19 protein-coding genes are annotated in these 25,093 nt (G+C 56.6%); 18 read left to right on the top strand and 1 reads right to left on the bottom strand.

From position 1 onward, the window contains the following. Positions 1-189: 189 nt before the first annotated feature. The 15 genes from AR456_RS16540 (at position 190) to rfbC (ending at position 19,682) form a co-directional block, all read left to right on the top strand. Positions 190-1,713: a leucyl aminopeptidase gene (locus tag AR456_RS16540; protein WP_021818220.1), complete on the top strand. Its 1,524-nt coding sequence runs from the start codon at positions 190-192 to the stop codon at positions 1,711-1,713. 137 nt (positions 1,714-1,850) lie between these two features. Then, on the top strand, positions 1,851-2,945 hold the full coding sequence (locus tag AR456_RS16545) for a branched-chain amino acid aminotransferase (RefSeq protein WP_021818219.1): 1,095 nt from the start codon (positions 1,851-1,853) through the stop codon (positions 2,943-2,945). 159 nt (positions 2,946-3,104) lie between these two features. Further along, positions 3,105-3,557 carry a DNA polymerase III subunit chi gene (locus AR456_RS16550; protein WP_021818218.1) on the top strand — a complete coding sequence of 151 codons (453 nt, stop codon included), beginning with the start codon at positions 3,105-3,107 and terminating at the stop codon, positions 3,555-3,557. A gap of 234 nt (positions 3,558-3,791) precedes the next feature. Continuing rightward, positions 3,792-6,650: a valine--tRNA ligase gene (locus AR456_RS16555; protein ID WP_021818217.1), complete on the top strand. Its 2,859-nt coding sequence runs from the start codon at positions 3,792-3,794 to the stop codon at positions 6,648-6,650. An 819-nt stretch (positions 6,651-7,469) separates the two neighbouring features. Next, on the top strand, positions 7,470-7,829 hold the full coding sequence (locus AR456_RS21440; RefSeq protein WP_021818216.1) for a DVU3141 family protein: 360 nt from the start codon (positions 7,470-7,472) through the stop codon (positions 7,827-7,829). Next, positions 7,826-9,544, top strand: a complete 1,719-nt coding sequence (locus AR456_RS16565) for a polysaccharide biosynthesis/export family protein (protein ID WP_021818215.1) — start codon at positions 7,826-7,828, stop codon at positions 9,542-9,544. Before AR456_RS21440 ends, AR456_RS16565 begins: the two co-directional genes overlap by 4 nt. Beyond that, positions 9,544-10,365 carry an ABC transporter permease gene (locus AR456_RS16570; RefSeq protein ID WP_021818214.1) on the top strand — a complete coding sequence of 274 codons (822 nt, stop codon included), beginning with the start codon at positions 9,544-9,546 and terminating at the stop codon, positions 10,363-10,365. The genes AR456_RS16565 and AR456_RS16570 overlap by 1 nt, the downstream gene beginning before the upstream one ends. Beyond that, a complete protein-coding gene (locus tag AR456_RS16575; protein ID WP_021818213.1) occupies positions 10,362-11,279 on the top strand; it encodes an ABC transporter ATP-binding protein in 918 nt (305 codons plus the stop codon). The genes AR456_RS16570 and AR456_RS16575 overlap by 4 nt, the downstream gene beginning before the upstream one ends. A gap of 38 nt (positions 11,280-11,317) precedes the next feature. Then, complete coding sequence (locus AR456_RS16580; RefSeq protein ID WP_031207397.1) at positions 11,318-12,397, top strand: KpsE/RkpR family capsule polysaccharide export protein; 1,080 nt, start codon at positions 11,318-11,320, stop codon at positions 12,395-12,397. A 104-nt stretch (positions 12,398-12,501) separates the two neighbouring features. Beyond that, a complete protein-coding gene (gene rfbB / locus AR456_RS16585; protein WP_021818211.1) occupies positions 12,502-13,599 on the top strand; it encodes a dTDP-glucose 4,6-dehydratase in 1,098 nt (365 codons plus the stop codon). A gap of 231 nt (positions 13,600-13,830) precedes the next feature. Next, positions 13,831-14,712 carry a dTDP-4-dehydrorhamnose reductase gene (gene rfbD / locus AR456_RS16590; RefSeq protein ID WP_021818210.1) on the top strand — a complete coding sequence of 294 codons (882 nt, stop codon included), beginning with the start codon at positions 13,831-13,833 and terminating at the stop codon, positions 14,710-14,712. Positions 14,713-14,865: 153 nt separating this feature from the next. Beyond that, positions 14,866-15,768 carry a glucose-1-phosphate thymidylyltransferase RfbA gene (rfbA, locus tag AR456_RS16595; protein WP_021818209.1) on the top strand — a complete coding sequence of 301 codons (903 nt, stop codon included), beginning with the start codon at positions 14,866-14,868 and terminating at the stop codon, positions 15,766-15,768. A 37-nt stretch (positions 15,769-15,805) separates the two neighbouring features. Continuing rightward, on the top strand, positions 15,806-17,470 hold the full coding sequence (gene pgi, locus AR456_RS16600) for a glucose-6-phosphate isomerase (protein ID WP_021818208.1): 1,665 nt from the start codon (positions 15,806-15,808) through the stop codon (positions 17,468-17,470). Between the two features lie 31 nt (positions 17,471-17,501). Further along, complete coding sequence (gene pgm / locus AR456_RS16605; protein WP_021818207.1) at positions 17,502-19,091, top strand: phosphoglucomutase (alpha-D-glucose-1,6-bisphosphate-dependent); 1,590 nt, start codon at positions 17,502-17,504, stop codon at positions 19,089-19,091. Positions 19,092-19,121: 30 nt separating this feature from the next. Further along, positions 19,122-19,682, top strand: coding sequence for a dTDP-4-dehydrorhamnose 3,5-epimerase (gene rfbC / locus AR456_RS16610; protein ID WP_021818206.1), 561 nt, complete (start codon positions 19,122-19,124; stop codon positions 19,680-19,682). Positions 19,683-19,796: 114 nt separating this feature from the next. Here rfbC and AR456_RS21705 read toward each other — a convergent pair whose 3' ends face one another. Continuing rightward, entirely contained in the window at positions 19,797-19,925 is a 129-nt protein-coding gene (locus AR456_RS21705; RefSeq protein ID WP_257721107.1) for a hypothetical protein, read from the bottom strand. A 189-nt stretch (positions 19,926-20,114) separates the two neighbouring features. Between AR456_RS21705 and AR456_RS16615 the strand changes: the two genes are divergently transcribed. Genes AR456_RS16615 through AR456_RS16625 form a run of 3 tightly spaced genes read left to right on the top strand, consistent with a single transcriptional unit; the run spans position 20,115 to position 25,058 of the window. Then, positions 20,115-23,264 (top strand): glycosyltransferase, encoded by a 3,150-nt coding sequence (locus tag AR456_RS16615; protein WP_202903930.1) that lies wholly within the window; start codon positions 20,115-20,117, stop codon positions 23,262-23,264. After that, positions 23,249-24,118: a sulfotransferase domain-containing protein gene (locus AR456_RS16620; RefSeq protein WP_081694613.1), complete on the top strand. Its 870-nt coding sequence runs from the start codon at positions 23,249-23,251 to the stop codon at positions 24,116-24,118. Before AR456_RS16615 ends, AR456_RS16620 begins: the two co-directional genes overlap by 16 nt. Before the next feature lies 1 nt (position 24,119). Beyond that, positions 24,120-25,058, top strand: coding sequence for a sulfotransferase domain-containing protein (locus AR456_RS16625; RefSeq protein ID WP_021818202.1), 939 nt, complete (start codon positions 24,120-24,122; stop codon positions 25,056-25,058). The last annotated feature ends 35 nt before the right edge of the window (positions 25,059-25,093 follow it).

Raw genomic sequence — 25,093 nt, forward strand, 5'->3', positions numbered from 1 at the left:
CCATCCCGCCCGTGCCGCTTCGGATGCAGGGCAGCAGCCAGCTTCTTCATGAACATCGTAGCACCGTGTTTGGTAATGCCGGCCCGAGGAAGTCATGCATTGACGCCTGGTGCACGGTACACTGGGTGACACGGCATCGTGCCGGCATTATCCAGAATCCCTTTCTGCTTGTCTTGCTTTGGAGTCAGCATGGAATTTCCTGTACAGACGGCCAATCCGGTCAAGGTCGAGACGGCCTGCCTGGTGGTCCCGGTATTCAAGGACGGCGAGCTACTGCCCGCTGCTGCACGTATCGACGATGCCAGTGAGCGACTGATTCACCAGCTCATCGAGCGCGGTGACTTCAACGCCAGACTGGGTAACGTGCAATTGGTTCCCTACGCGCCAGGCCTCGCCGCAGACAGACTGCTGCTGGTCGGCCTTGGTGAACGCGAAAAATGCAATGAAGGCGCTTTCTGCAAAGCACTCGACGCGACCTTTGCCCGCCTCGGCCAAAGCAGCATCGATGAAGTAGCCGTAACCTTCACCGACGTCCCGGTTGAGGATCGCGATGCAGGCTGGAAGGCCCACCGCGTTGCCGAGAGCGCGCTACGCGCCAGCTACCGCTTCAGTGATTTCAAGAGCGAACCCGCTCCAGCACCATCCCTCGAGCGTGTCAGCATTCTGTTGTCTGACAACGCTGCAGAGGATGCCGCCCGTGAAGGCGCGCGTATCGGCGCAGCCGTAGGCAACGGCATCAATCAGACCCGCAGGCTGGGCGACCTTCCCGGCAATATCTGCACCCCGCGCTACCTGGCCAGTGAAGCCGAGCGCATGGCAGCCGAATCCAACGGCTCGATGGAAGCCGAGATCCTCGATGAGGAAGCGTTGGAAGCCCTCGGAGCCCACTCTCTGCTGTCGGTCGGTCGTGGCAGCGAAGAGCCCTCACGTCTGATCGTGATGCACTACCGTGGTGCCGAGAGTGCCGATGAAGCTCCCCATGTGCTGGTCGGCAAGGGCATCACCTTCGATACCGGCGGTATCTCGCTCAAGCCGGGCGCCGGCATGGACGAGATGAAGTACGACATGTGCGGTGCCGCAAGCGTATTCGGCGCCATGTCTGCGGTTCTGGCGATCAAACCGAAGATCAATGTCATCGGTGTGGTTGCCAGTGCCGAGAACATGCCCAGCGGCTGCGCCACCAAGCCCGGCGACATCATCAAGACCCTCAAGGGCCTTTCTGTAGAAGTGCTCAACACCGACGCGGAAGGTCGTCTGGTGCTATGTGATGCACTGACCTATGCCGAACGCTTCACACCGGCAAGCGTCGTCGATATCGCCACCCTCACCGGCGCCGCCATTATCGCCCTGGGTCACCACGCCACCGGTCTGATGTCCAACGATGACGACCTGGCGCTGGACCTGCTCGATGCAGGCGAGGATGCCTGGGACCGCGTATGGCATTTGCCGCTGTGGGATGAATACCAGGAGCAGCTCGACTCCAACTTCGCCGACCTGGCGAACATTGGCGGTCGCCCTGCCGGTACGATCACCGCAGGCTGCTTCCTGTCACGCTTCGCGAGTGAATATCCCTGGGCGCACCTCGATATCGCCGGCACAGCCTGGAACAGCGGTAGCAACAAGGGCGCCACCGGTCGCCCGGTCGGCCTGCTGACTCGCTACCTGCTGGATCGAGAGGCAGAACTCAACGAAACTGTCATCGAGAACGAGTGACCGCAGGATGCCCGCCGCGACTCACCCGTGGCGGGCTTCTCCTTCACGCTTCACGACGCAGGTTCGCTATGTCATTCTGCCTAGGTAATGCGGCATACCTGATGCCGCGCTGAGATCTGATTTCTGGAGAACGTCCCGTGTCCACCCAAGGCTTCTCGCTTGAGCCCAACGCCAATCCCAAACCGGCGAACATTCGCGCCACCACCCTCGAAAACCCGGGGTTCGGCCGCTTCTTCACTGACCATATGGCACATGTCCGCTGGACCAGCGACGCCGGCTGGCATGGCCACCGCGTCTGCCCCTATGGCCCGCTGACACTGGACCCGGCAGCGTCGGTGCTGCATTACGCCCAGGAAATCTTCGAGGGTATCAAGGCCTACCGCCACGCCGACGGCAGTGTCTGGACCTTCCGCCCCGAGAAGAACGCCGCACGATTCCGCGCCTCCGCGCGTCGTCTCGCCCTGCCGGAGTTGTCCGATGATGACTTCGTCGGTGCCATCAAGGCACTGGTGGCTCAGGACGTGGATTGGGTTCCCACTCCCGCCAGCGAGGCCGATGAATCCAGCCTCTACCTGCGCCCGTTCATGATCGCCAGTGAAGCCTTCCTCGGAGTGCGCCCGGCCAACGAAGTCGACTTCTACGTCATCGCCTCACCGGTGGCGGCCTACTTCAAGGGCGGCGTCAAACCCGTCTCGATCTGGCTGTCATCGAACTACAAACGTGCCTCTCAGGGCGGTACCGGCTTTGCCAAGTGTGGCGGCAACTACGCCGCATCACTGGTGGCTCAGCGCGAGGCTGCCGAGCACGGTTGCGATCAGGTCGCTTTCCTCGACGCCGCGGAGAATACCTGGATCGAGGAACTGGGTGGCATGAACCTGTTCTTCGTCACTCGTGATGGTCGTCTGGTAACTCCGCGCCTGACCGGCACCATTCTCGATGGTGTCACCCGCGACTCGCTGCTGCAGCTGGCCCGCGACGAAGGCCTGACTCCCGAAGAGCGCCCGATCAGCATCGACGAATGGCGCGATGGCGTAGCCTCCGGCGAGATCATCGAAGTCTTCGCCTGCGGTACCGCCGCCGTCATCACCCCGATCGGCAAGCTGATCAGCGAAGATGCCACCCTTGAGCACCCGCAGGGCAACGAAGTCGCCGCCCGCCTGCGCAAGCGCCTGCTGGATATCCAGTATGGACGTGCAGAAGATGTTCACGGCTGGCTGACAAAGTTGGCTTAACAAGGCAGAAGAAGGAAGAGAGAAGAAGGAAGAAAGGCCGCCAGCTGCGGAAGATGCTATCAAACTACAGTCCTGGTAGCCTCTTCCCTCTGAGCTCTCTTGTCTTACCTCTTCCCTCTGACCTCTCTTGTCTTACCTCTTTCCTTGCCAGGCCCGATTGTGACCAAAGTCGATTTCTACATCCTCCCCGACACCACCCTCGAGGCTCGGTTGGCGTTCGCCTGCCGGTTGACCGAGACCATCGCTCGCAAGGGCTATCGGTTGTATCTGCACGCCGAGGATGAACAGATGGCGCGCGAGTTGGATGAGCGACTCTGGGACTTCCGTCCCGACGCCTATGTCCCTCATGCGCTGGAAGGTAGCGATGAAGCCAGCAGCGTGCCAGTCACCATCGGTTGGCAGGGCGCGCCGCAAAGTATCGACCCTCCTCCTCAAGCCATGCTCAACCTGGCACCGGATATTCCGGAGTGGTTCTCACGCTTCGAGCGTGTCGCCGAGATCATCAACCAGCACCAGGATGTATTGACCACCAAGCGCGAATGCTGGCGAACCTACAAGCAGCGTGGCTATCCGGTGACACCGCATCATCTCGATGGGCAGGGCGGAGCGTAAGAAGGAAGAAGGAAGAAGGAAGACAGGCCGCGAGCCGAGAAGGAGGCTGTCAGGCTTACCTCTGACTCTTACCTCTTCTCTCTGACCCCTTCCCTCTTCCCTCTGTCCTCTTGCCGCTCATGACTCCGACGCTCGCTTCAGGGTATAATCCCTGCCATTTTTCGCCATCCCGCATCTCCGGTTTTCCCGGTGTGCGCAGCGCAGCGACGACATCCAGGATAACGCGAGCACTCCATGGACAAGACTTACCAACCCGAGCAGATTGAATCCCGCTGGTACCAGCGCTGGGAACAGGACCAGCGTTTCGTGCCGTCAGGCCAGGGCGATCCCTATGCGATCATGATTCCGCCGCCCAATGTCACCGGCAGTCTGCACATGGGGCACGCTTTCCAGGACACCATCATGGATACCCTGACCCGCTGGCGGCGGATGCAGGGGCGCAACACGCTGTGGCAGATCGGTACCGACCACGCGGGTATCGCTACCCAGATGCTGGTCGAGCGCAAGGTGGCTGCCGAGGAAGGCAAGACGCGCCACGACCTGGGCCGCGACGCCTTTATCGACAAGGTCTGGGAGTGGAAGCATGAGTCCGGCGGTCACATCACTCGCCAGTTGCGTCGCATGGGTGCCAGTGTCGACTGGAACCGTGAGCGCTTCACCATGGATGACGGCTTCTACAAGGCGGTGCAGGAAGTCTTCGTACGCCTGCACGACGAAGGCCTGATCTATCGCGGCAAGCGCCTGGTCAACTGGGACCCGACGCTGAACACCGCGATCAGCGACCTCGAAGTCGAGAACCGCGACCAGCAGGGCCAGTTCTGGCATTTCCGCTATCCGCTGGCGGATGGCGTCAAGACCGATGCAGGCCTCGACTATCTGGTCGTCGCCACCACTCGCCCGGAAACACTGCTCGGCGATAGCGCCGTGGCCGTCAATCCCGAGGACGAGCGTTATGCCTCACTGGTCGGCAAGTTTGTCGAGCTACCGCTGGTGGGCCGCCGCATTCCGATCGTCGCCGATGAACACGCCGATATGGAGAAGGGTTCGGGCTGCGTGAAGATCACCCCAGCCCACGACTTCAATGACTATGAAGTCGGCAAGCGCGCAGGCCTGCCGCTGATCAATGTGTTCTCGAAGAACGCGCATATTCTCGACGCCGCGGAAGCCTTCGATATTCAGGGCCGCCCGCTGAACGATGTCGATACCGGCCTGCCGAGCGCCTATGCCGGCATGGATCGTTTCGCCGCGCGCAAGGCGATTGTTGCCGATATGGACGCCGCCGGCCTGCTGGAGAAGACCGAGGCCGTCAACAACACCCTGCCCTACGGTGACCGCTCCGGCGATGTCATCGAGCCGCTGCTGACTGACCAGTGGTTCGTGGCGGTCGAAACGCTGGCCAAACCGGCCATCGAAGCGGTGGAGAACGGCGACATCCAGTTCGTGCCGAAGAACTACGAGAACATGTACTTCGCCTGGATGCGCGATCTCCAGGATTGGTGCATCTCGCGTCAGCTGTGGTGGGGCCACCGCATCCCGGCCTGGTACGATGCCGAAGGCAACGTCTACGTGGCGCGTACGGAAGCCGAGGCCCGCGAGAAATACGGCATCGCCGCCGACGCGACACTGACTCAGGACGAGGACGTCCTCGATACCTGGTTCAGCTCCGGACTGTGGACCTTCGGCACCCTCGGCTGGCCCGAGCAGACGCCGGAACTGGAAACCTTCCACCCGACCAGCGTGCTGGTCACCGGCTTCGACATCATCTTCTTCTGGGTCGCGCGCATGATCATGCTGACCCTCAAGTTCACCGGCCAGGTACCGTTCAAGCAGGTCTACGTACACGGTCTGGTGCGTGATGGTCAGGGACAGAAGATGTCCAAGTCCAAGGGCAACGTGCTCGACCCCATCGACCTGATCGACGGTATCCAGCTCGACTCGCTGGTCGAAAAGCGCACCGGCAACATGATGCAGCCGCAGAAGGCACGGGCAATCGAGAAAGCGACACGCAGTGAGTTCCCCGAAGGCATCGAAGCCCACGGTACCGACGCACTGCGTTATACCTTCCTCTCCCAGGCCACCACCGGTCGTGACATCAAGTTCGACATGGGCCGCCTCGATGGCTACCGCAACTTCTGCAACAAGCTGTGGAATGCCTCACGTTACGTGCTGATGAATGCCGAAGGTGAGGACTGCGGCGCGGATGGCGACGGTATTGATAATGGCCAGGTCGAGCTGTCGCTGGCCGATCGCTGGATCGTCTCGCGCCTACAGCAGACCGAGACCCAGGTCACCAGGGCGATGGAAGAGTTCCGCTTCGACCACGCCTCCCAGGCCCTCTACGATTTCGTCTGGAACGAGTACTGCGACTGGTATCTGGAACTCTCCAAGCCGGTACTCTGGGACGAGAGCGCCAGCGCCGAAGCCAAGCGCGGCACCCGCCGCACCCTGGTGCGTGTACTGGAAGCCATCCTGCGCCTGGCCCACCCGATGATGCCCTACATCAGCGAGGAGATCTGGCAGCGCGTCGCACCGCTGGCAGGCACCTTCTCTGAAGGCGACTCGATCATGGCGCAGGCCTGGCCGATAGCCGATGAAAGCAAGGTCGATCAGAGCGCCATCCGCGATATCGAGTGGCTCAAGGGGGCGATCATCGCAGTGCGCAATATCCGCGCCGAGATGAACATTGCCCCCGGCAAGCCGCTGGATGTGATGTTGACCAAGGGCAACGCAGAAGATCAGCAGCGCCTCGAAGCCAACCGCCTGTTCCTCGCCAAGCTGGCCAAGCTGGCCTCGATCCAATGGCTCGACAACCCTGCCGAAGCCCCTCTGTCCGCGACCCAACTGGTCGGCGACATGGAAGTGCTGGTACCGATGGCCGACCTGATCGACAAGGACGCCGAACTGGCTCGTCTCGGCAAGGAGATCGACAAGCAGGAAAAGCTGATCGGCGGTATCGAGAAGAAGCTCGGCAACGAAAGCTTTGTCGCCAAGGCTCCTGAAGCCGTGGTCGAGAAGGAGCGCGGCAAACTGGCAGAATTCCAGACCGCCCGCCAGTTGCTGGTCGAGCAGCGCGACAAGATCGCCGCTCTGTAATCAAGATCGCCGCACTGGAATACCATCGGTCATCGACCTCGTCTTACTCCCCCGCTCGGCTCAGGCCGGCGGGGGAGTTTCAATCAGAAACACCCCCCGTAACAGACAACCACGCATCCCATATTGCTTCCCTGTAAAGCCAACAGAAAAGCTAATTTTCCGCTCCAGAATGGAGCAGGTATTTCAGTTCCAGCGGCCGTACGCACAGCAATGGTGAGCAAGCACACCTTTTTCCTGGTCACTCGGCTTAAAGACGCCTACTGCCGCCTATACGAGGGCATGTGATTCAGCGGCCTAGTCTATGCAGAAACAGCCAATTCAGCACAATTTTGCACCATATGATGACATTTCTGGTTGACAACAAATGACAAAAATAAACAATACCTACTCACCACCTCACCGACTGTCACACCATGTTCACAATTCCGTGGTTTTTAATTGAGGTATCACTAATGCGCCAAACCCCAACCGGTGTCGCACATTCGGAACATCGGGTATGCTTTTCGTTACATTAAATTCCTAGAAAATGTAATTTCATGCAAATAAGATCGCCAATCGCAATCAAGAAATATTCTCGAAAGTCACAATACGGAATCGTCACGTGCATAGCGTGGCATGGGAAAGGGAATTTTCCGGCTACAATCCCCGGGCGGTAGCGTGCCTGCTTCCCCCGTCAGCCTGCCCTCATCTTTCCGCCACTGGTTAAAAACCCATCCAGTTGGCGTTATATTCGATTGGTTTCATCACCAACCGGCTTCTTCAGGTACCTTCATGCCAAACAACTCGTATTATCGGTTTGTCCGGCTCGCAGGAGTCGGCATGCTGTTGATGCTGCTCGTGGGTTGCGCCGTTCCCAGCCATCAGGCGGGAGGTGGCTCAGGCTCCATCATCCTCGGTGAACAGCAAGGCCGCCCACTGGATGAAACGCTCAACGGATTTCTCTCCGGTTCCTCAGCCCATGAGGTACTCAATCTTGCCTCCAGCCCCTGGGGGGCCAATATAGAGCTCCAGGCAGAACCGTCCTATCGCGCCGCTAGTGGCCGCGCCTGCCGTCACCTTACCGCCTTGAGCCTCAGCACAGGCGAGCAACGCGCGCTCGTCGCCTGTGAGACGCCAAGCGGATGGGTGTCTCGCCGTCGTGTCACGGCTTTGCTGAATGGAACGGAGAACGCACGATGAGTAGTATTCGCTCTCTTCACAAGCTCTCACGGCTCGCAGCCTTCTGTACCTGTGCCACGCTGGCCACCAGCGTATTCGCCCAAAGCGTTACCCAGCCCGGCGAAGTCCTTCCCGAGTCCGAGCAGGCTGAAGCCACCAGTCAGTCGATAGACAGCTCACCGCGTGCCGATTGGTCGAGTGCCAACTACGGGCCCGGTCCGGCAGCGGCTACCCCTCGTACAGACGCTGACAGCTTGCCACCGTTTGGTTCCAACCTGTTCGAAGGGGGCTTCCGCGGCAACATGGCGGATGGCCTGAACAGTTCCTATCGAGTCAAACCCGGCGACCAGATTACCGTACAGCTCTGGGGAGCAGTCGAACTCGATCGCGTCATGCCAGTGGATGCTCAGGGCAACATCTTCATTCCCTCGATCGGTCCGCTTCAGGTCCAGGGTGTGACCAATAGCGAACTGGATGCTCGAGTTCGTCAGGCGATAAAGAGCGTCTACCCCGATAATGTCGAGGTCTATACCAACCTGCAGGGCGTACAGCCGGTGGGAGTATTCGTCACTGGCTATGTCGAAAGCCCTGGACGGTATTCGGGTACACCTTCCGACTCGGTGCTGTACTTCCTCGACCAGGCCAGCGGTATCGACAACGACCTCGGCAGCTACCGCAACATTCGCATAATGCGTAATGGCAGTACTGTCGACACGATTGACCTCTATAATTTCCTGCTCACAGGCCAGCTACCGAACTATCAGTTCCGCGATGGTGACACCATCGTGGTCGAGGAACGTGGCCCTGCGATTGCCGTTACCGGTGATGTGAACCGGGAATATCGCTATGAACTGCTTGGCTCACATCTGTCAGGGGCCGAGATTACCGAACTGGCACGTTTACAGAGCGGTGTATCCCATGTGTTGTTGCGTGGCGACCGCAGCTCTGGTCCCCTCGCGACCTATGTGCCGTTGAGCGAGTTCAATACACTCAGCGTCCAGAGCGGTGACGAAGTCCTGTACAGTTCGGACCAACGTGCGGAAAGCATTGTGGTAACTCTGGAAGGCAGTTTCTTTGGCCCGGCACGTTACGCACTACCTCGTGACGCGCGCCTGGGTGAGTTCCTCGACGCGGTCTCTGTGCCTGCTGACATGACAGCCGTAGAAAGCGTCTCGATCAAACGCGAGAGTGTCGCGACTCAGCAAGCAGCAGCACTGCAGGAAAGCTTGCGCCGGCTGGAAACCACGTATCTCGGCGCCTCATCCCAGACCAACGAGGAAGCTCAGATTCGCGTCCGCGAAGCGGAGCTTATCCAGAAGTTCGTCGCACGTGCCCGCAACCTTGAGCCCAGCGGGCGTCTTGTGGTCGCTCACCAGGACGGTATCAGTGATGTTCGCCTGCAGGATGGCGATGTGATTACCATCCCTGAAATCACCGACTCCATTCTGGTCAGCGGTGAAGTAGTCGTGCCCCAGGCAACGGTGTTCCGCGATGGCATGAGCGTCAGCGATTACATCGAGAATGCCGGTGGCCTGACCCAGCGTGGTGATGATGACAACATTCTGGTGATGCGCCAGAACGGCGCCGTACGCGATGCCGACGACATCTCACTGCGGCCTGGCGACGAGATTCTGGTCATGCCGGAAGTGCCGACCAAGAATATCCAGCTGGCCACCAGCATTTCTCAGATCCTCTATCAGATCGCCGTAGCCACCAAGGTAGCCCTGGACCTCTAATGGCAGAGCAGCACTTCCAGCAACACTCCCAGCCAGGTGGAGCCCGCTCCGCCTGGGCTGTCACGTGCAGCGTCTGGTACGCCATGTTTATGCGTGAGGCGATTTCGCGCACCATGTCCGACCGCATGGGCTGGTTCTGGATGATTGCCGAACCCATGGCCTTCACCTTGATCATGGTCACCATGCGCAGCTTTATAAGTGGTGATCGCCTGATTGTTGGCGCCTCTTTCATTCCGTGGATGGTCGTAGGAATGATGGGCTTCTTTCTGGTCAGGGAAGGAATGATACGAGGGCTCGGAGCAGTCACCGCCAACCGGGCCTTGTTTGCCTATCGTCAGGTCCAGCCCATCGACCCGGTGCTGGTGCGTAACTTTCTTGAAGGCATGTTGCGCACCTTGGTCTTCATGTTATTCATCGCTGGCGCTCTAATGCTTGATGTGGACATTTTCCCCGATCATGCGTTATTGGCCATGGCCGGTTGGCTATCCCTGTGGGCACTGGGATTGGGTCTTGGTTTGATCGTATCGGTGCTAGGTACTCTGGTGGCAGAGGTCGCCATCGTAGTGCGCATGATCAGCATGCCACTACTGATTCTTTCTGGAGTTATCTTCCCTCTCAATCGCTTACCACACTGGATACTTGAGTATCTGATGCTCAACCCGATTGTGCATGGCCTGGAGTCACTGCGTCATGCCTTCTTCGATGGCTACCATATGGTGCATGGCACCAGCATGACCTACTTCTGGATGTGGGTGCTCTCGACCATCACGCTAGGTTTGCTCCTGCATATGCGCTTTCGCGATAAGTTGAAAGCCAAATGATCGAAATTCGCCATTTATTCAAGCGTTACCATAATCACCAAGACAGTGACTGGGTGCTCAGGGACATCAACTTGATGATCCCGGAAGGCATCAGCGTCGGTCTACTTGGTCGCAACGGTGCAGGGAAATCCACCTTGCTCCGCTTGATCGCCGGCATGGACACTCCAGAACGAGGTGAAATCGTTCGTCATGCGCGAGTTTCCTGGCCAATTGGCTTGAGCGGAGGCTTTCAGGGCTCGATGACCGGCCGCCAGAATGTCAAGTTTGTTGCCCGAGTACATGGCAACAACCAGGATATTCAGCGAATTATTGATGATGTCGAGACCTTCGCCGAGATCGGCTCCGCGTTCGACGATCCCATCAGGACCTATTCCTCGGGGATGCGCGCACGCCTCAATTTCGGACTATCATTGGCCTTCGACTTCGATATCTATCTATCGGACGAAGCCACCGCTGTCGGAGACCGCTCTTTCAAGGCCAAGGCAACCAAAGCCTTCAAAGACAAGGTTGGTGAGGCCAGTCTAATTATGGTCTCCCATAGCGAAGGTATTCTGCGTGACCTGTGCCAATCGGGTATCTATCTCAAGGACGGCCAAGCCCAGTGGTATAACGATATCGATGATGCCATCAAAGCTTATCACGCGGATATCGACCCTTCCCAAGAGAGCCAAGGGTTGGCTGAACCAAACGAAAGCCTTGATTCACTTAGCCTGCAACAACTGCATGCGTTGCGCATTGAGCGCCGCAAGGCGTTTGAGCAGGCCAAGGAAGATATGGAAGCTGCCCAGAGGCCCGATATCCCTTCCTCCGAACGCAAGATCTATGGCAGTGCCTTCCGAGTAGCCCGGGAACAGTGGCACAGCGTCATTGTGGCCATCCAGAAGCGACTAGCAGATAAAGAGACCGACACTTGATGCTCACTTCACCAGCAAACCCAACTACCAAGACCGCTATGTCGTTGGCTAAGCGCCACCCGCATTGGGCACTAGCCGCTTTGGCCATCCTGTTGGTGAGCTTCTACTGGCTGGTATGGGCCGATGACCGTTATGTCTCTCGTGCCACGGTGGTATTGGAGAGTCCGCAGATTGCCGCCCCCGAAATCAGCTTTTCAAGCTTGCTGACAGGCAGCCAGCAGAATGGTGACTTGTTGCTGTTACGTGAGTACCTGCTCTCGGTCGATATGCTCAAACAAGTGCTACAGCAGCTCGACTTTCGCCAGCACTACTCGGAGCATGGTGATCTGTTTTCCTCACTATGGGACAAGGACGCACCCATCGAGGAATTGCACGACTACTACCTTAAACGTGTCTCGGTGGAGATGGATGAGTATTCTGGCGTCCTCGATATCGAAGTGCAGGGCTTCACTCCGGAGTTCGCCCATCAGATGGCAGAGCTGTTGCTGAAAGCCGGTGAGCAGCACATGAATGAGATGGGCCAACGCCTGGCCGCCGAACAGGTAGAATTTCTCGAAGTCCAGGTCGACCGCTTGAACGACCAGTTGGATAGCGCACGAGCCAATCTGCTCACCTATCAGAACGAACATGGCCTGGTGTCACCGACCGGAACCGTCGAAAGCCTCAGCCAGGTGATAGCAACCCTGCAAGGTGAGTTGGCAACACTACAGGCCAGGCGCAGCGCGCTATCCAGCTATGCCAGCGAACGCTCTTCCGATTTTGTCAAGGTCAACAGTGAGATCAATGCGGTACGCGACCAGATCGAACAGGAACGAAACCGTCTGGCTCAAGCCGCCGGCAATTCTCTCAATCGCACTGCCTCGGAATACCAGACGCTGGAGCTGAAAGCACAGTTTGCACAGGAAACCTACTCCAGCGCACTTGCCGCACTGGAAAGTACCCGCATCGAGGCGGCACGCAAGCTCAAGCAAGTCAGCGTGTTGCAGAGTCCGCTGTACCCGGAATATTCCACCAGCCCGAAACGACTATACAACGCAGCAGTATTCGCGCTCGTGACGCTATTCCTCGCCTTTATCGCCAATATGCTGATTCTGATCGTGCGCGATCATCGCGACTGACGCTATCGCCTTCAAGCTCTGAGCGTTCCACCAGAGCTTTTAACCAGATTTTTGAACCAGAGCTTTCAACCCGAGCTTTCAACACCTATTCACAGGGAGTGAATGTGACTTCTACTGCAACCAAGACCGTTATTGTGACCGGTGGCGCTGGCTTTATCGGCTCCGCTGTTGTGCGCGAACTGATCCGTCGTGGCGATACCCGCGTCATCAATCTCGACAAGCTCACCTATGCAGGTAACGTTGAGTCTCTCAGCGATGTCGAAGGCAACCCGAACTATCACTTCGTGCAGGCCGATATCTGTGACCGAGAGCATCTGGGTCGTCTATTCGCCGAGTTCCAACCGGATGTGGTGATGCATCTCGCGGCAGAGAGTCACGTCGACCGTTCCATCGATGGCCCCGCTGCGTTTATCGAGACCAATATCATCGGCACCTACCAATTGCTCGAAGCCGCACGTGGTTATTGGAGCAATCTGAAAAAAGTAGCGCCCGCCAAGGCCGAGGGATTCCGCTTCCATCATATCTCCACCGATGAGGTCTACGGCGATCTGGAAGGTCCCGACGAGCTATTCACCGAAACCACAGCGTACGCTCCCAGTTCACCGTACTCAGCGAGCAAGGCCAGCTCAGATCACCTGGTGCGTGCCTGGGGCAGGACCTATGGCCTCCCGGTGGTGATCACCAACTGTTCCAACAACTACGGACCGTATCACTTCCCGGAAAAACTGATCCCGCTGATGATTCTCAATGCCCTGGCAGGCAAGGCGCTGCCGGTGTACGGAGATGGCAAGCAGGTACGCGACTGGCTATATGTCGAGGATCATGCCCGTGCACTGATCAAGGTCGCACTGGAAGGGGCCAACGGTGAGACCTATAACATCGGTGGCCATAACGAGAAGCAGAACATCGAAGTCGTTCAAACGCTCTGTTCTCTACTCGAGGAACTGGCTCCTGCCAAGCCAGCAGGCGTTGAGCACTACACGGACCTGATCACCTACGTGCAGGACCGTCCCGGTCACGATCTGCGCTATGCCATCGATGCCAGCAAGATCGAGCGCGAGCTGGGCTGGACGCCCGAGGAAACCTTCGAGTCAGGGCTGCGCAAGACAGTGCAGTGGTACCTGGAGAACAGGTCGTGGTGGCAGCGTGTCCAGGACGGCAGCTACCAGGGCGAACGCATGGGCACCGCAGTCGCTCCGTGATTCCAGCGCGCTTCGCAACACCAACAGCTCTTGAGGCTCAAACAACTCTTACGACTCAAACAACCCTCACAACTCCAACAATCATTGTAACTCCAATAATCTTCACAACTTCAATAACTCTGTAACTCCAGCAGTCCTGGTAATACAACAGTTCTGGTAATACAACAGTTCTGATATTTCAGCAATCATCGGTACATACACCTCATTTTCATAAACCCAGGGAGGGATGATATGAAGTGGCTTCTACTCGGCGTCAACGGCCAGGTCGGCCATGAGCTGCAGCGCTATCTCAGCTCCATGGGAAAGTGCCTGGCACCGACGCGCCAGCAGTTGGACTTGAGCAACAGCGCTGCCGTGACTCACTACCTGGCAGAGCACCAGCCCGAGATGGTGGTCAACGCCGCCGCTTACACCGCCGTCGACAAGGCCGAGGAAGACGTTGCGCTAGCGACCGCTCTCAACGCTGATCTGCCCGCCTTACTGGCGGACTATTGCGCGCAGCAGAGTGTGCTACTGGTGCACTATTCCAGCGACTATGTGTATCCCGGCAATGGCGATCATGCCTGGCAGGAGGAGGACCCGACAGGTCCACTGTCAGTCTATGGGCAAAGCAAACTGGCCGGAGATGCTGCGATTCAAGCCAGTGGCTGCGACTATCTGATCTTCCGCACCAGTTGGGTCTACAGCGCGCGTGGCCACAACTTCATGAAGACCATGCTGCGCCTGGGCAAAGACAAGCAACAGCTGACCATCGTTGGCGACCAGATCGGTGCGCCGACCCCTGCCAGGTTGATTGCCGAGGTTACGGCTCAAGCCATTCGTCGCTACCAGCAGAACCCCGCCATCAAAGGGCTCTATCATCTCGCGCCAAGAGGCCAGACCAGCTGGCATGGGTTTGCCTGCGAGATCTTCGACCAGGCAAGTTTGCTGGGCGTGGAGCTATCTATCGCCCGTGATCGGGTAACTGCCATTCCCACCTCTGAGTACCCTACTCCCGCAACTCGTCCGCTGAACTCGCGCCTCGACCTCTCTCGGCTCGAGCAGGCTCTCGGCATTCAACTACCCGACTGGCGTTCACAGCTATCGCTGACGCTCTCGGAGCACCTCGGCTGATTTTCGTAGCCGCCCAGCATCACCCACGCCCAAGTGGGCTATCCAACAACAGGCCATGGGCTGCCACTTCATTCCGCTTTCACACTCATGCGCTGTTCATTTGCGTCTGGGTATCGTGGTGGCTCCTTCGTCCATCAACCTGAGATCGCACTTATGAATCGTAAAGGCATCATCCTTGCCGGTGGCTCCGGCACTCGTCTACACCCAATAACCCGCGGCGTATCCAAACAACTGCTGCCAGTATATGACAAGCCGATGATCTACTACCCGCTTTCGGTGCTGATGCTGGCGGGTATTCGCGATATTCTGATCATTTCCACCCCCGAAGACCTACCTCAGTACAGCAATCTGCTGGGCAGCGGAGAGCAGTTCGGTATTCGTTTACAGTATGCTGAACAGCCCAGCCCCGACGGATTGGCACAGGCCTTTATCATCGGTGAAGAGTTCATTGGTGACGACCCGGTATGCCTGGTGTTGGGCGACAACATCTTCCATGGTCAGCACTTCACGGAACAGCTACGCCGCGCCTCCGAAAAGACACGCGGCTCCACTGTATTCGGTTACCTGGTGAAGGACCCGGAGCGCTTCGGGGTCGTTGAGTTCAATGAGGAAGGCAAGGCGCTTTCCATCGAGGAGAAGCCGGACAAGCCCAAGTCCTCCTATGCAGTAACCGGGCTCTATTTCTACGACAACGACGTGGTAGAGATTGCCAGGTCCGTCGAGCCCTCGGAACGTGGCGAACTGGAAATCACCTGTGTCAACAATGCGTATCTGGATCGTGGCGACCTGGAGGTCGAACGCCTGGGCCGTGGGTTTGCGTGGCTCGATACCGGTACTCACGACAGTCTGCTCGAAGCCTCTCAGTACGTACAGACCATCGAGCACCGTCAGGGCCTGAAGATCGCCTGTCTCGAGGAAATCGCCTGGACTCAAGGTTGGATCACTGATGAATACCTGCTGGAACAGGCCAATGAGCTGAAAAAGACAGGCTATGGCAAGTACCTGAAGCGCCTGCTCAAGCAACACCGTCGCCCTCAGGCTACACCTGAAAATTGAGCGTTCTGGTCGACTGATACTGATCAAGGAGGGAGACATGGAATCGTTGGCAATTGCCGAAGGCCAGGTCGCTCAGATACAGCAGCAGTTGAAGCTACAGGCCTCACAGTTGCGCGAGGTGTCATTGTCCGACCTGATGTCGGATAGCCAACGCGCAGAGCAGTTGAGTGCACGCTTCTGCGGGTGGCACGTTGACCTTTCGAAGCAACGCTGGCAGCCAGAAACCCTGAGACTGCTGGCCAGCTGGGCAGATAGCCGAGGTCTTCAGGAACAGCGCCGCAGGTTGTTTGCCGGTTCCATCGTCAATCCCTCTGAACATCGGCCCGCGTTGCATCCCATGTTACGTTGGCCCCAGGAGCGACCGGCCCCACCGGGTGCGGAAGAACAGGGTGCTGAAGATCAGGTGACCTTCGCCCAGCAGCAGCGCCGTCGAATGGCAGCCCTGGTAGAGAAGGTTCGCAGCGGTCACTGGCGAGGCATCACCGGTCAGCCGGTCCGCGATGTGATTCATATCGGTGTAGGTGGCTCCGATCTCGGACCACGTCTCGTCAGTCAGGCGCTGCAGGAAACGCATCCTCAGGACGAGGTCGCGGTACATTTTGTATCGACCATGGATGCCACTCAGCTCGTGCCTCTGATGCAACGGCTTGATCCGGCATCGACCCTGCTGGTTTTGGCCTCCAAGTCCTTCACCACTGCCGATACCCAGTTCAACCTGAATACGGCATTGGCCTGGCTGGCCAGCTCGCTGGAGGTGAGCGTCGATCAGGTCTGTGAGCAGCAGTTGATTGGCGTTTCAGCGCGTCCGGCAAGGATGAGCGAATTCGGCATCCCCGAGGACCACCAGTTGGTCTTTGCCGAAGGTGTTGGCGGGCGCTTTTCTCTGTGGTCACCGATCGGCATCAGCCTCGCGATTCACATTGGCATGCCCGCTTTCAACGAGTTGTTGGCCGGGGCCCATGCGATGGATCGACATTTCCTCGAGACGCCAACTCGCGAAAACCTGCCCGCACTCCTGGCACTGGTCGGTGCCTGGAACTGCCAATGGCTGAACATCCCCAGCCACGCGGTGCTACCGTATGACGGCCGTCTCGACTGTCTCCCCGACTACCTTCAGCAGTTGGAGATGGAATCCAACGGCAAGAGCGTCGATATCAGCGGCAAGGGTGTCGATCACCCCACCTGCCCGATTCTATGGGGTGATGTTGGCCCCAATGGCCAACACGCCTTCTATCAGTTGCTGCATCAAGGTTCACATACCGTCAGTGCCGACTTCCTTGCCGTACGCCGCCGCCATCATCAGGCCCCCTCCAACCTGCAGGGCCCTCTTCAGGACCAGCACAACCTGACCCTGGCCAACTGCCTCGCTCAGGCACAGCTGATGGCGCTGGGCGACGATGCCATTCCGGCATCCCTCAAGGACCACATGGCGCGGGGCTATCGCGGTAACCAGCCCAATACTCTGCTATTGATTGATGAATTGACGCCGTGGAACCTTGGCGCACTGTTGGCCATGTATGAACACAAGGTTTTCGTTCAATCGGTGCTGTGGGGGATCAACCCCTTTGACCAACCAGGCGTTGAGCTGGGCAAGTTGCTGGCACAGGGTATCTACCGCACGCTGACCGATAAGCAGGACGACGGCAGCGACCGGATCAATGACCCCAGCACTGACTTCTTGATTTCTCTAGTAACCGCATGAATTTCTGTCACTTCTCGAGGTTCGATAGCATATGAGTGACCATTCAATTGAAGCCCTGCTGGCGGCATATCACGATGCAACTCCCGACAAGGGCAACGCCGAACAACAGGTCCAGTTCGGCACTTCTGGTCATCGTGGTACAGCACTGAACACCACCTTCAATGACTTGCATATTGCAGCCATCAGCCAGGCGGTTGTGGATTACCGCTCACATGCCGGCATCAGCGGTCCGTTGTTTCTGGGCCGCGATACTCATGCGCTGTCCCGCCCGGCCTGGCATACCGCCGTGCAGGTGCTGCGAGCCAACCATATACGCACCATCATCGCCACTGACGATGAGGTGTTGGCCACGCCTGTCATCAGCCACTCGATTCTGCATTACAACAGTGATCGCACCGAGCAGTTGGCGGATGGCTTGATTATTACGCCATCCCACAACCCTCCCCAGGATGGAGGCATCAAGTACAACGCCCCCCACGGTGGTCCGGCAGAAGGTGATATCACCAGTTGGATCGAACAACGAGCCAACCAGTACATTACTGCTGGCGGCGAAGGCATCCAGCGCCTGGCGGATAGCGAAGCGCAGGCTGATCTCGAACAGCAGGATTTGATCGGCGACTATGTTGCCCGGCTGGGTGAGGTCATCGACATGACAGCCATCCGCGCCAGTGGACTGCGCCTGGGCGTCGATCCGATGGGCGGCACTGCGCTGCCCATCTGGCAGGCCATCAAGCAGCAGTACGATCTTGAACTGGAAGTGGTCAACCCCAGCATCGATGAAACGTTCAACTTCATGCCACCGGATCATGACGGCAAGATCCGCATGGACTGTTCCAGTTCCGCGGCCATGGCCAACCTGTTGGCGATCAAGGAACGCTTCGATCTGGGCTTCGGCAACGATCCCGACGCGGACCGTCACGGCATTGTCGATGCTGCCGGCTTGATGAATCCCAATCATTACCTGGCGGTCGCCATCGACTACCTGCTCACCCATCGCCCCCAATGGTCCAGCGAGCTCAAGATCGGCAAGACACTGGTGTCATCGTCACTCCTTGACCGCGTCGTGGCGTCCCATCAGCGTGAGCTTTACGAAGTCCCGGTTGGCTTCAAGTGGTTCGTCGATGGCCTTTACCAGGGGTGGCTGGCGTTCGGCGGTGAAGAAAGCGCCGGTGCCAGTCTGCTGACCCATGACGGCAACGCCTGGTCCACGGACAAGGATGGCATTGCACTGTGCCTGCTGGCGGCGGAAATCACTGCCGTCACTGGCGAAAGCCCGAGCCAGCGCTACGCCGCCCTCACCCGTGCCCACGGCACGCCCAGCTATCGTCGCATCGACAGCCCATGCGATGCCCAGCAGAAAGCGGCTTTCAAGACACTCGACAGCGAAGGCATCGCGAGCCGCCAGTTGGCAGGTGAAACGCCACTGCGCGTCCTCACCACGGCACCCGGCAATGGCGCCGGCATCGGCGGTGTCAAGGTAGAAACCGACAGTGGGTGGTTCGCCGCGCGCCCCAGCGGTACCGAAGCCCTCTACAAGCTCTACGCCGAGAGCTTCCGCGATGAGGTGCACCTTGATGCGCTGATTCATGATGCCAGACAGTTGCTGGAAACCATTCTCTAGCGCCCTTCTCACCCTGAACACAGGCAAACCATGGATTATCAACCCCTCGCCATTCCCGACGTGGTACTGCTGACGCCCAAGGTTTTTGGAGACGAACGCGGATTTTTTCTCGAAACCTTTCGCCAATCCGAATTCGAGCAGCACTGTGGTAACTACCAGTTCGTGCAGGACAATCACAGTCGATCTGCGCAGGGTATCCTGCGCGGCCTGCATTATCAGTTGCGGCAACCGCAGGGCAAGCTGGTGCGAGTGACACAAGGCGAGGTATTCGATGTTGCCGTGGATATGCGCAAGGACAGCCCGACCTTCGGCCAGTGGGTCGGTGCCCTGCTGAACGCAGACAACAAGCAGATGCTGTGGGTTCCCCCCGGTTTCGCTCATGGGTTCTACGTCACCAGCCCAGAGGGTGCCGAGTTCCAGTACAAGTGCACCGACTACTACGCCCCCGGCGATGAATACAGCATGCGCTGGGACGACCCGGACCTGGCGATCGATTGGCAATTGGTTGGCGATCCGCAGCTGTCACAGAAAGATGCCGAAGGACTCGCCTTCAACAAGGCCCCCAGTTACGCCACTACACCGGCATTCTGAGACGTCAGGAGGTCTAGATAGATGGGTACAAAGAGCAGCCTACTCGGCATCTGGAAACGGCGAGGAATCCGGGACGACAATCCCCCTGGCCAATCTGACCAGAGTGAATCCAATTCAATACCATTCGATCACGTTTACTACCGCAATCGATATACCGATCTGGCTGATCTCGAAGATAGGCAACTGGAACAACACTGGCATCGCCATGGCTATGCGGAAGGTCGCCTTGCTTCGGCGGAGCACGCTGCACAGCTTTCAAGGCAAACACCTCTCGGCGATGGAACGCCCACACCTGTAACGACTGAAGACCACCAAGTGATTCAATCGCCTGATATATCAAAGGAAAACACCGTGAACGAGGTAGTCAAGGACCCTAGGCAGCTCATGGAAGAGAGCTCTCAGAAGCCCGTTCTGCCCGTTCATAGCAGCATCGTGGATCCAGAATTCTACCTGTGTCTATATCCCGACCTGAAACTCAACGGAGTTCGTACTCTCGAAGCCGCGGAGCACCACTACCGTGAATACGGTGAAAAGGAAGGACGCTACCCTTCACTGAGAATGTGGGCTGCACGCAACTTGCTACCCTTCGAGGTATTGCCACACCAATTCTCACTGCGTGACGTATTGCGCCGTTGTGCGGCAAAAGGGGTCGAGATCGAACCTGAAGGAGTCCTTCGCACCCTGCGCGGCACGGAAGTATCCGCTCTTGCCCTTGGCGCAACTCCAGAAGCTACCCATGCTGCCTATCTACGCCTGGGCCAACATTACATGGGCTGTCAGCAACGCCGGGAAGGCCGAGCCCTGTTGGAAGCTAGTCTGCTGTTTACACCTAACCCCCAAGCATTGGAGCTGTTGGGCAACAGCTACCTGGATGAGGGACACTATGGCATTGCCTTGACCTACTACAATGCCGCGCTGGAGCTGCCCAAATCACCCAAATGGTTGTTCTTCAACCGCGCAAACTGTTTGCTGGCTCTGCAGCGGCATACTGAAGCGCTGTTGACGCTTTCCGAAGGCATTGCAGTCAACCCAACCTTTCGCCAACAGCACGACAAGCTGGAAGAAGTCGCCGAGCAATGCTGGCAAGCGACCCAGGCAGCCCTGATGGGTTGGGTTGACGCCAATGAGCGCGAGAAGCTGGTCGCAGCGGCCAAACAATTTGCCACCACCCTATACCGCGCTTACCTGCCCATGTTTGGTGGCCCGGGGCCTGAGCGCGATCTGCGTGGTCAGGGCAACCCCTCGTTACTGGAACTGCCTCCACTGGGAAAGATCAATACCGACAGGATTCTGATCGTCGGTGATTACCATGTGGCGCAGTGCGAGCGATATCGCATCAACCAGAAGATCGAGCAACTCGAAGCTGTTGGCAAACAGGCCACAGCCATCGACTGGACCGAACTGGAACAGCACTCCAATGCGTTGGCATTGCACGATATCGTCATTTTCTACCGCGTCCCTGCCGTGCCCAAGGTCATCAAGGCCATTGCTCAGGTGAATGCCACTGGTAAGCTGGGATTGTATGAAATCGACGATCTGATTTTCGATCCGGCCTACCCGCCAGGCATCGAGAGTTATGGTGGTTATGTCTCGCTGGAGACCTATCGTGGCCTGACTCGCGGTATGGCACTGTTCAATGCTGCGGCCAGCCTATGCCGCCAGGGCATTGCCTCCACCGAGCCGCTGCGCAAGTACCTGGCCAAGCTGGTTCGTGATGGCCAGTGCCTGGTGCACCGTAATGGGCTGGACCACCTCAACCAGTTCCGCCCCCAGCCCGAGCGCCAGAAAGACACAATCGACATCTTCTACGGTAGCGGCACTCAAGCGCACAACAGTGACTTCATCGACCTTGCCCTACCTGCTGTAGAGCGCATCCTCGAGCACAATCCCAAGGCACGTCTGGTAGTGGTCGGTTACCTACGCTTGCCCAAGGCCTTTCTCAACCGCTTTGGTGACCAGTTCAAGCAGCTGCCACCGGTCAAGAGCGTCCAGGGCTACTGGTCACTGCTGGAGCAGGCTGATATCAACATCGCCGTGCTGCACGACGATGAGATCAATGCCTGCAAGAGCGAACTGAAGTGGTTCGAAGCCGCCTGCTTCGCGTTACCTTCAGTGGTGAGCGATACCGCCAACTACCGTGATGTCATACGCCATGGTGAAGACGCTTATATCGCTGCCACAACCTCGGACTGGTATACCGCTCTAAGCGAACTGGTTGGGAGCCCAACCAAGCGCCGAGCCATCGGCCAGGCGGCAATGCAACGAGTGAAGGACGAATACAGCCTCGAGACACTGGGAAGTCATCTCGTCAGCCAGCTGGAAGCCAGCGCTCTGCCGAGCCATGCTTCCTCGACGACAACTGCGGCAGAAACCCGGACCAGGCGCAAGATCGCCCTGGTCAACGTGTTCTTCCCGCCGCAGTCCATCGGCGGTGCAACTCGGGTGCTGGCGGATAACTTCAAGGCCCTGCGCAAGCACTATGGCGAGGACATTGATATCTGCGTGTTCACCGCAGATGTCGAGTGCCGGACTCCCCACGAGATGATGGTCTACAACCACGATGGTGTAAGAGTTTACCGCGCCACGACATTGTGGCGAGAGCATATGGACTGGCACCCCAAGGACCCGGAGATGTATAACCTGTTTGGCGAGTTCCTTGAACTCGAGAAACCGGACCTGATTCATTTCCATTGTGTCCAACGCTTGACGGCATCCATCGTGGAAGCTGCACGGGACAGCCAGATTCCCTACCTGGTCACAGTCCATGATGCCTGGTGGATTTCCGACTTCCAGTTCCTCGTCGATCACAATGGCAAGGTCTATCCGGACGGCCACCCAGATCCTTATCAGAATATCGAGCTGCCTCCCAATATCGACCTGGCCGCCTCTATCGAGCGCCGCAGGGATCTGAAGTCTCTGCTGGGCAGTGCACAGGAAGTGCTGACGGTGTCAGAAGCCTTTGCCGCCATCTACCGCAAGAACGGTATTCACAACATCCGTGTGATTCGCAACGGGATCTCTGACGACATGCCATGGGCACCCAAGGACACTTCCTATACGGACAAGGTTGTTGGTGGTCATATCGGCGGTATGTCTGAGCACAAGGGTTATCAGTTGCTGAAACAATCCGTGATGGCGACTCAGCCCGACAATATGGAATTCCTGATCGTCGATCACTCGAGGGAAGACGGTTATGTGTCCCATGAACACTGGGGCAAAGTGCCGGTGACCTTTATCGGACGTGTGAGTCAGGACAAGATCGTCGACCTCTACCGCCGAATCGATGTACTGTTCGCACCTTCCACATGGCCCGAAAGCTATGGCCTCGTCACCCGCGAAGCAGCCGCCTGTGGCTGCTGGGTTGTCGCCTCGAACATGGGCGGTATAGGTGAGGACGTGCAGGACGGTGTAGGCGGATATGTGATTGAACCAGACCAACCGGCATTGGAAGGTGTTATCAGAAAGGTCAACTCGTCAGTCAGAGCCTATAAAGCTCCTGTTCCAATACAGAACATCTCTTTCGCCAAAACCCAGACTGACACTCTTGCCAGCGAGTATCTCTCCACATGTCAAAATTCGTAATTGGAATCGGCTCTCAGCGAGCTGGGTCCACCTTACTCCATCGTATTCTTGACGAATGTACGTCGATCTACATGAACCCCGTCAAGGAGCTGCATTACTTTGACACTCTATATGGCGTTCGACATCAAAGTATTTTGACAGAATTCTCCCGGACACAATTCAACCGGGATTTGAAGAAAATCGTTGACGCAGACTCCTTCGGCTTCTTGAACAAAAGATTCAAGAATCATCTGCGTACCAATTATCTCCTTAGCACGCACCCTGTCACTCAAATCGACTATTTGGACCTCTTCCGCCCTAACTTAATGGGCAATCCCTTGCTGGGTGAAATCACTCCAGAATATATGATACTTCCGGAAGAAGGCATCCAGCATATGCGTAGGGAAGTGGGAAAAGATGCCAAAATAATTCTTCTAGCGCGTGACCCAGTATCTCGCCTTATTTCGTCCTTCAAGCTTTCCAAAGCCTATGGCAGAAAAGCCGCGGACTCATCCAGTGAGAAATTCAATGACGAGCTAACGAGCATCGTCGAAAATGAAGGTGATTGGTTACGTCATCAGGATGAGCTCAACGACTATGACACTTCGCTCAAAAAATACAAAAAACACTTCAATAATGTATTATTCCTTTATTACAAAGACTTATTCAAGAGCCCGAAAAAGACTCACGCAGCGCTACAGGAATTTCTTGAAACTGATGTGAGTATCGAAAAGTACACAAATGTAGTAAAGAAAAAGGTCAACAGTCTAGAAGCGACTGGAGGTGTGAGTAAGCCTTTGCGAAAAATGCTCGAAGAACGCTATCACAGACAGACCAACTTCCTGAAAGAGCATTTTGAAAGAGAGGTACTGTAACATGGAACGGATACAGAACCTGTTTCTCTGTATTGGAGCGCAAAAAGCAGGAACATCATGGCTATACTCTGTTTTGAGCAAGGATGAAAGGTTCTCACACTGTCCTTTCGTCAAAGAAATACATTACTTTGATCACATTCACTGCGACAGCCCCCACCTGAACAATTGGAGAGCGCATCACTTTATAAAAATAACAGAGAGGAGAGGGCTAGAGTTACAAAACATCATTTCCGGCTGGCTAAACGGGGAAAAAGAAGATCTTGAAAAAAAAGAAAAATACAAAATCAATGGAAAAAACCTCCTTGCCAAAAGGGTTAACTGGTTACTATCTGAAGTAAATGACGATTGGTATCACTCCATAACAAAAAATAGAAACCCAGAAAACTACGCAATGGATATCACTCCTGATTATGCAGTAATCGGGAGTGATGGATTCAACCACATAAAAAAAATTGCGAACAATATCAAAATAGTATTTATATTAAGAGATCCTATAGAAAGGGCTTGGTCAGGATTACTCCAAGGCAAAAAGAAAAGGGGTGGGGTTTCAGAATTTATCGAAACCATTGACAGAAACATAGAAAAAATAATTAAGGAATGTACCACTGGAGCTGATGTCGGTGCTAGAAGTAACTACCTAAACACCATAAAAGCCTTGGAAGAATGCGACCTTCTCGACAAAACTCTTATTTTAAAATATGAAGACATAAGTCGGGACCCAAAAAAATTCATAGAAGAAATTTACGATTTTCTTGACACTCCCCCACCTGAAAAAGAGAAGGAGTTCTGGAAAAATGTTGAAAACAAAGTTTATGTTACCAATGGAAAAAAGAGCATACCTGAAGAACTAAAGCTTGAGCTAAGTAAATTCTACGCCCCCATGATTAAAAGCCTATCGCATTACACAGACATCCCTCCCGAGTGGGATTCAAATAAATAACACCACCATAAAATGAAATAAAAAACACTTATCCT

The sequence above is a fragment of the Halomonas huangheensis genome (genome assembly GCF_001431725.1).
GTDB classification, from domain to species: domain Bacteria; phylum Pseudomonadota; class Gammaproteobacteria; order Pseudomonadales; family Halomonadaceae; genus Halomonas; species Halomonas huangheensis.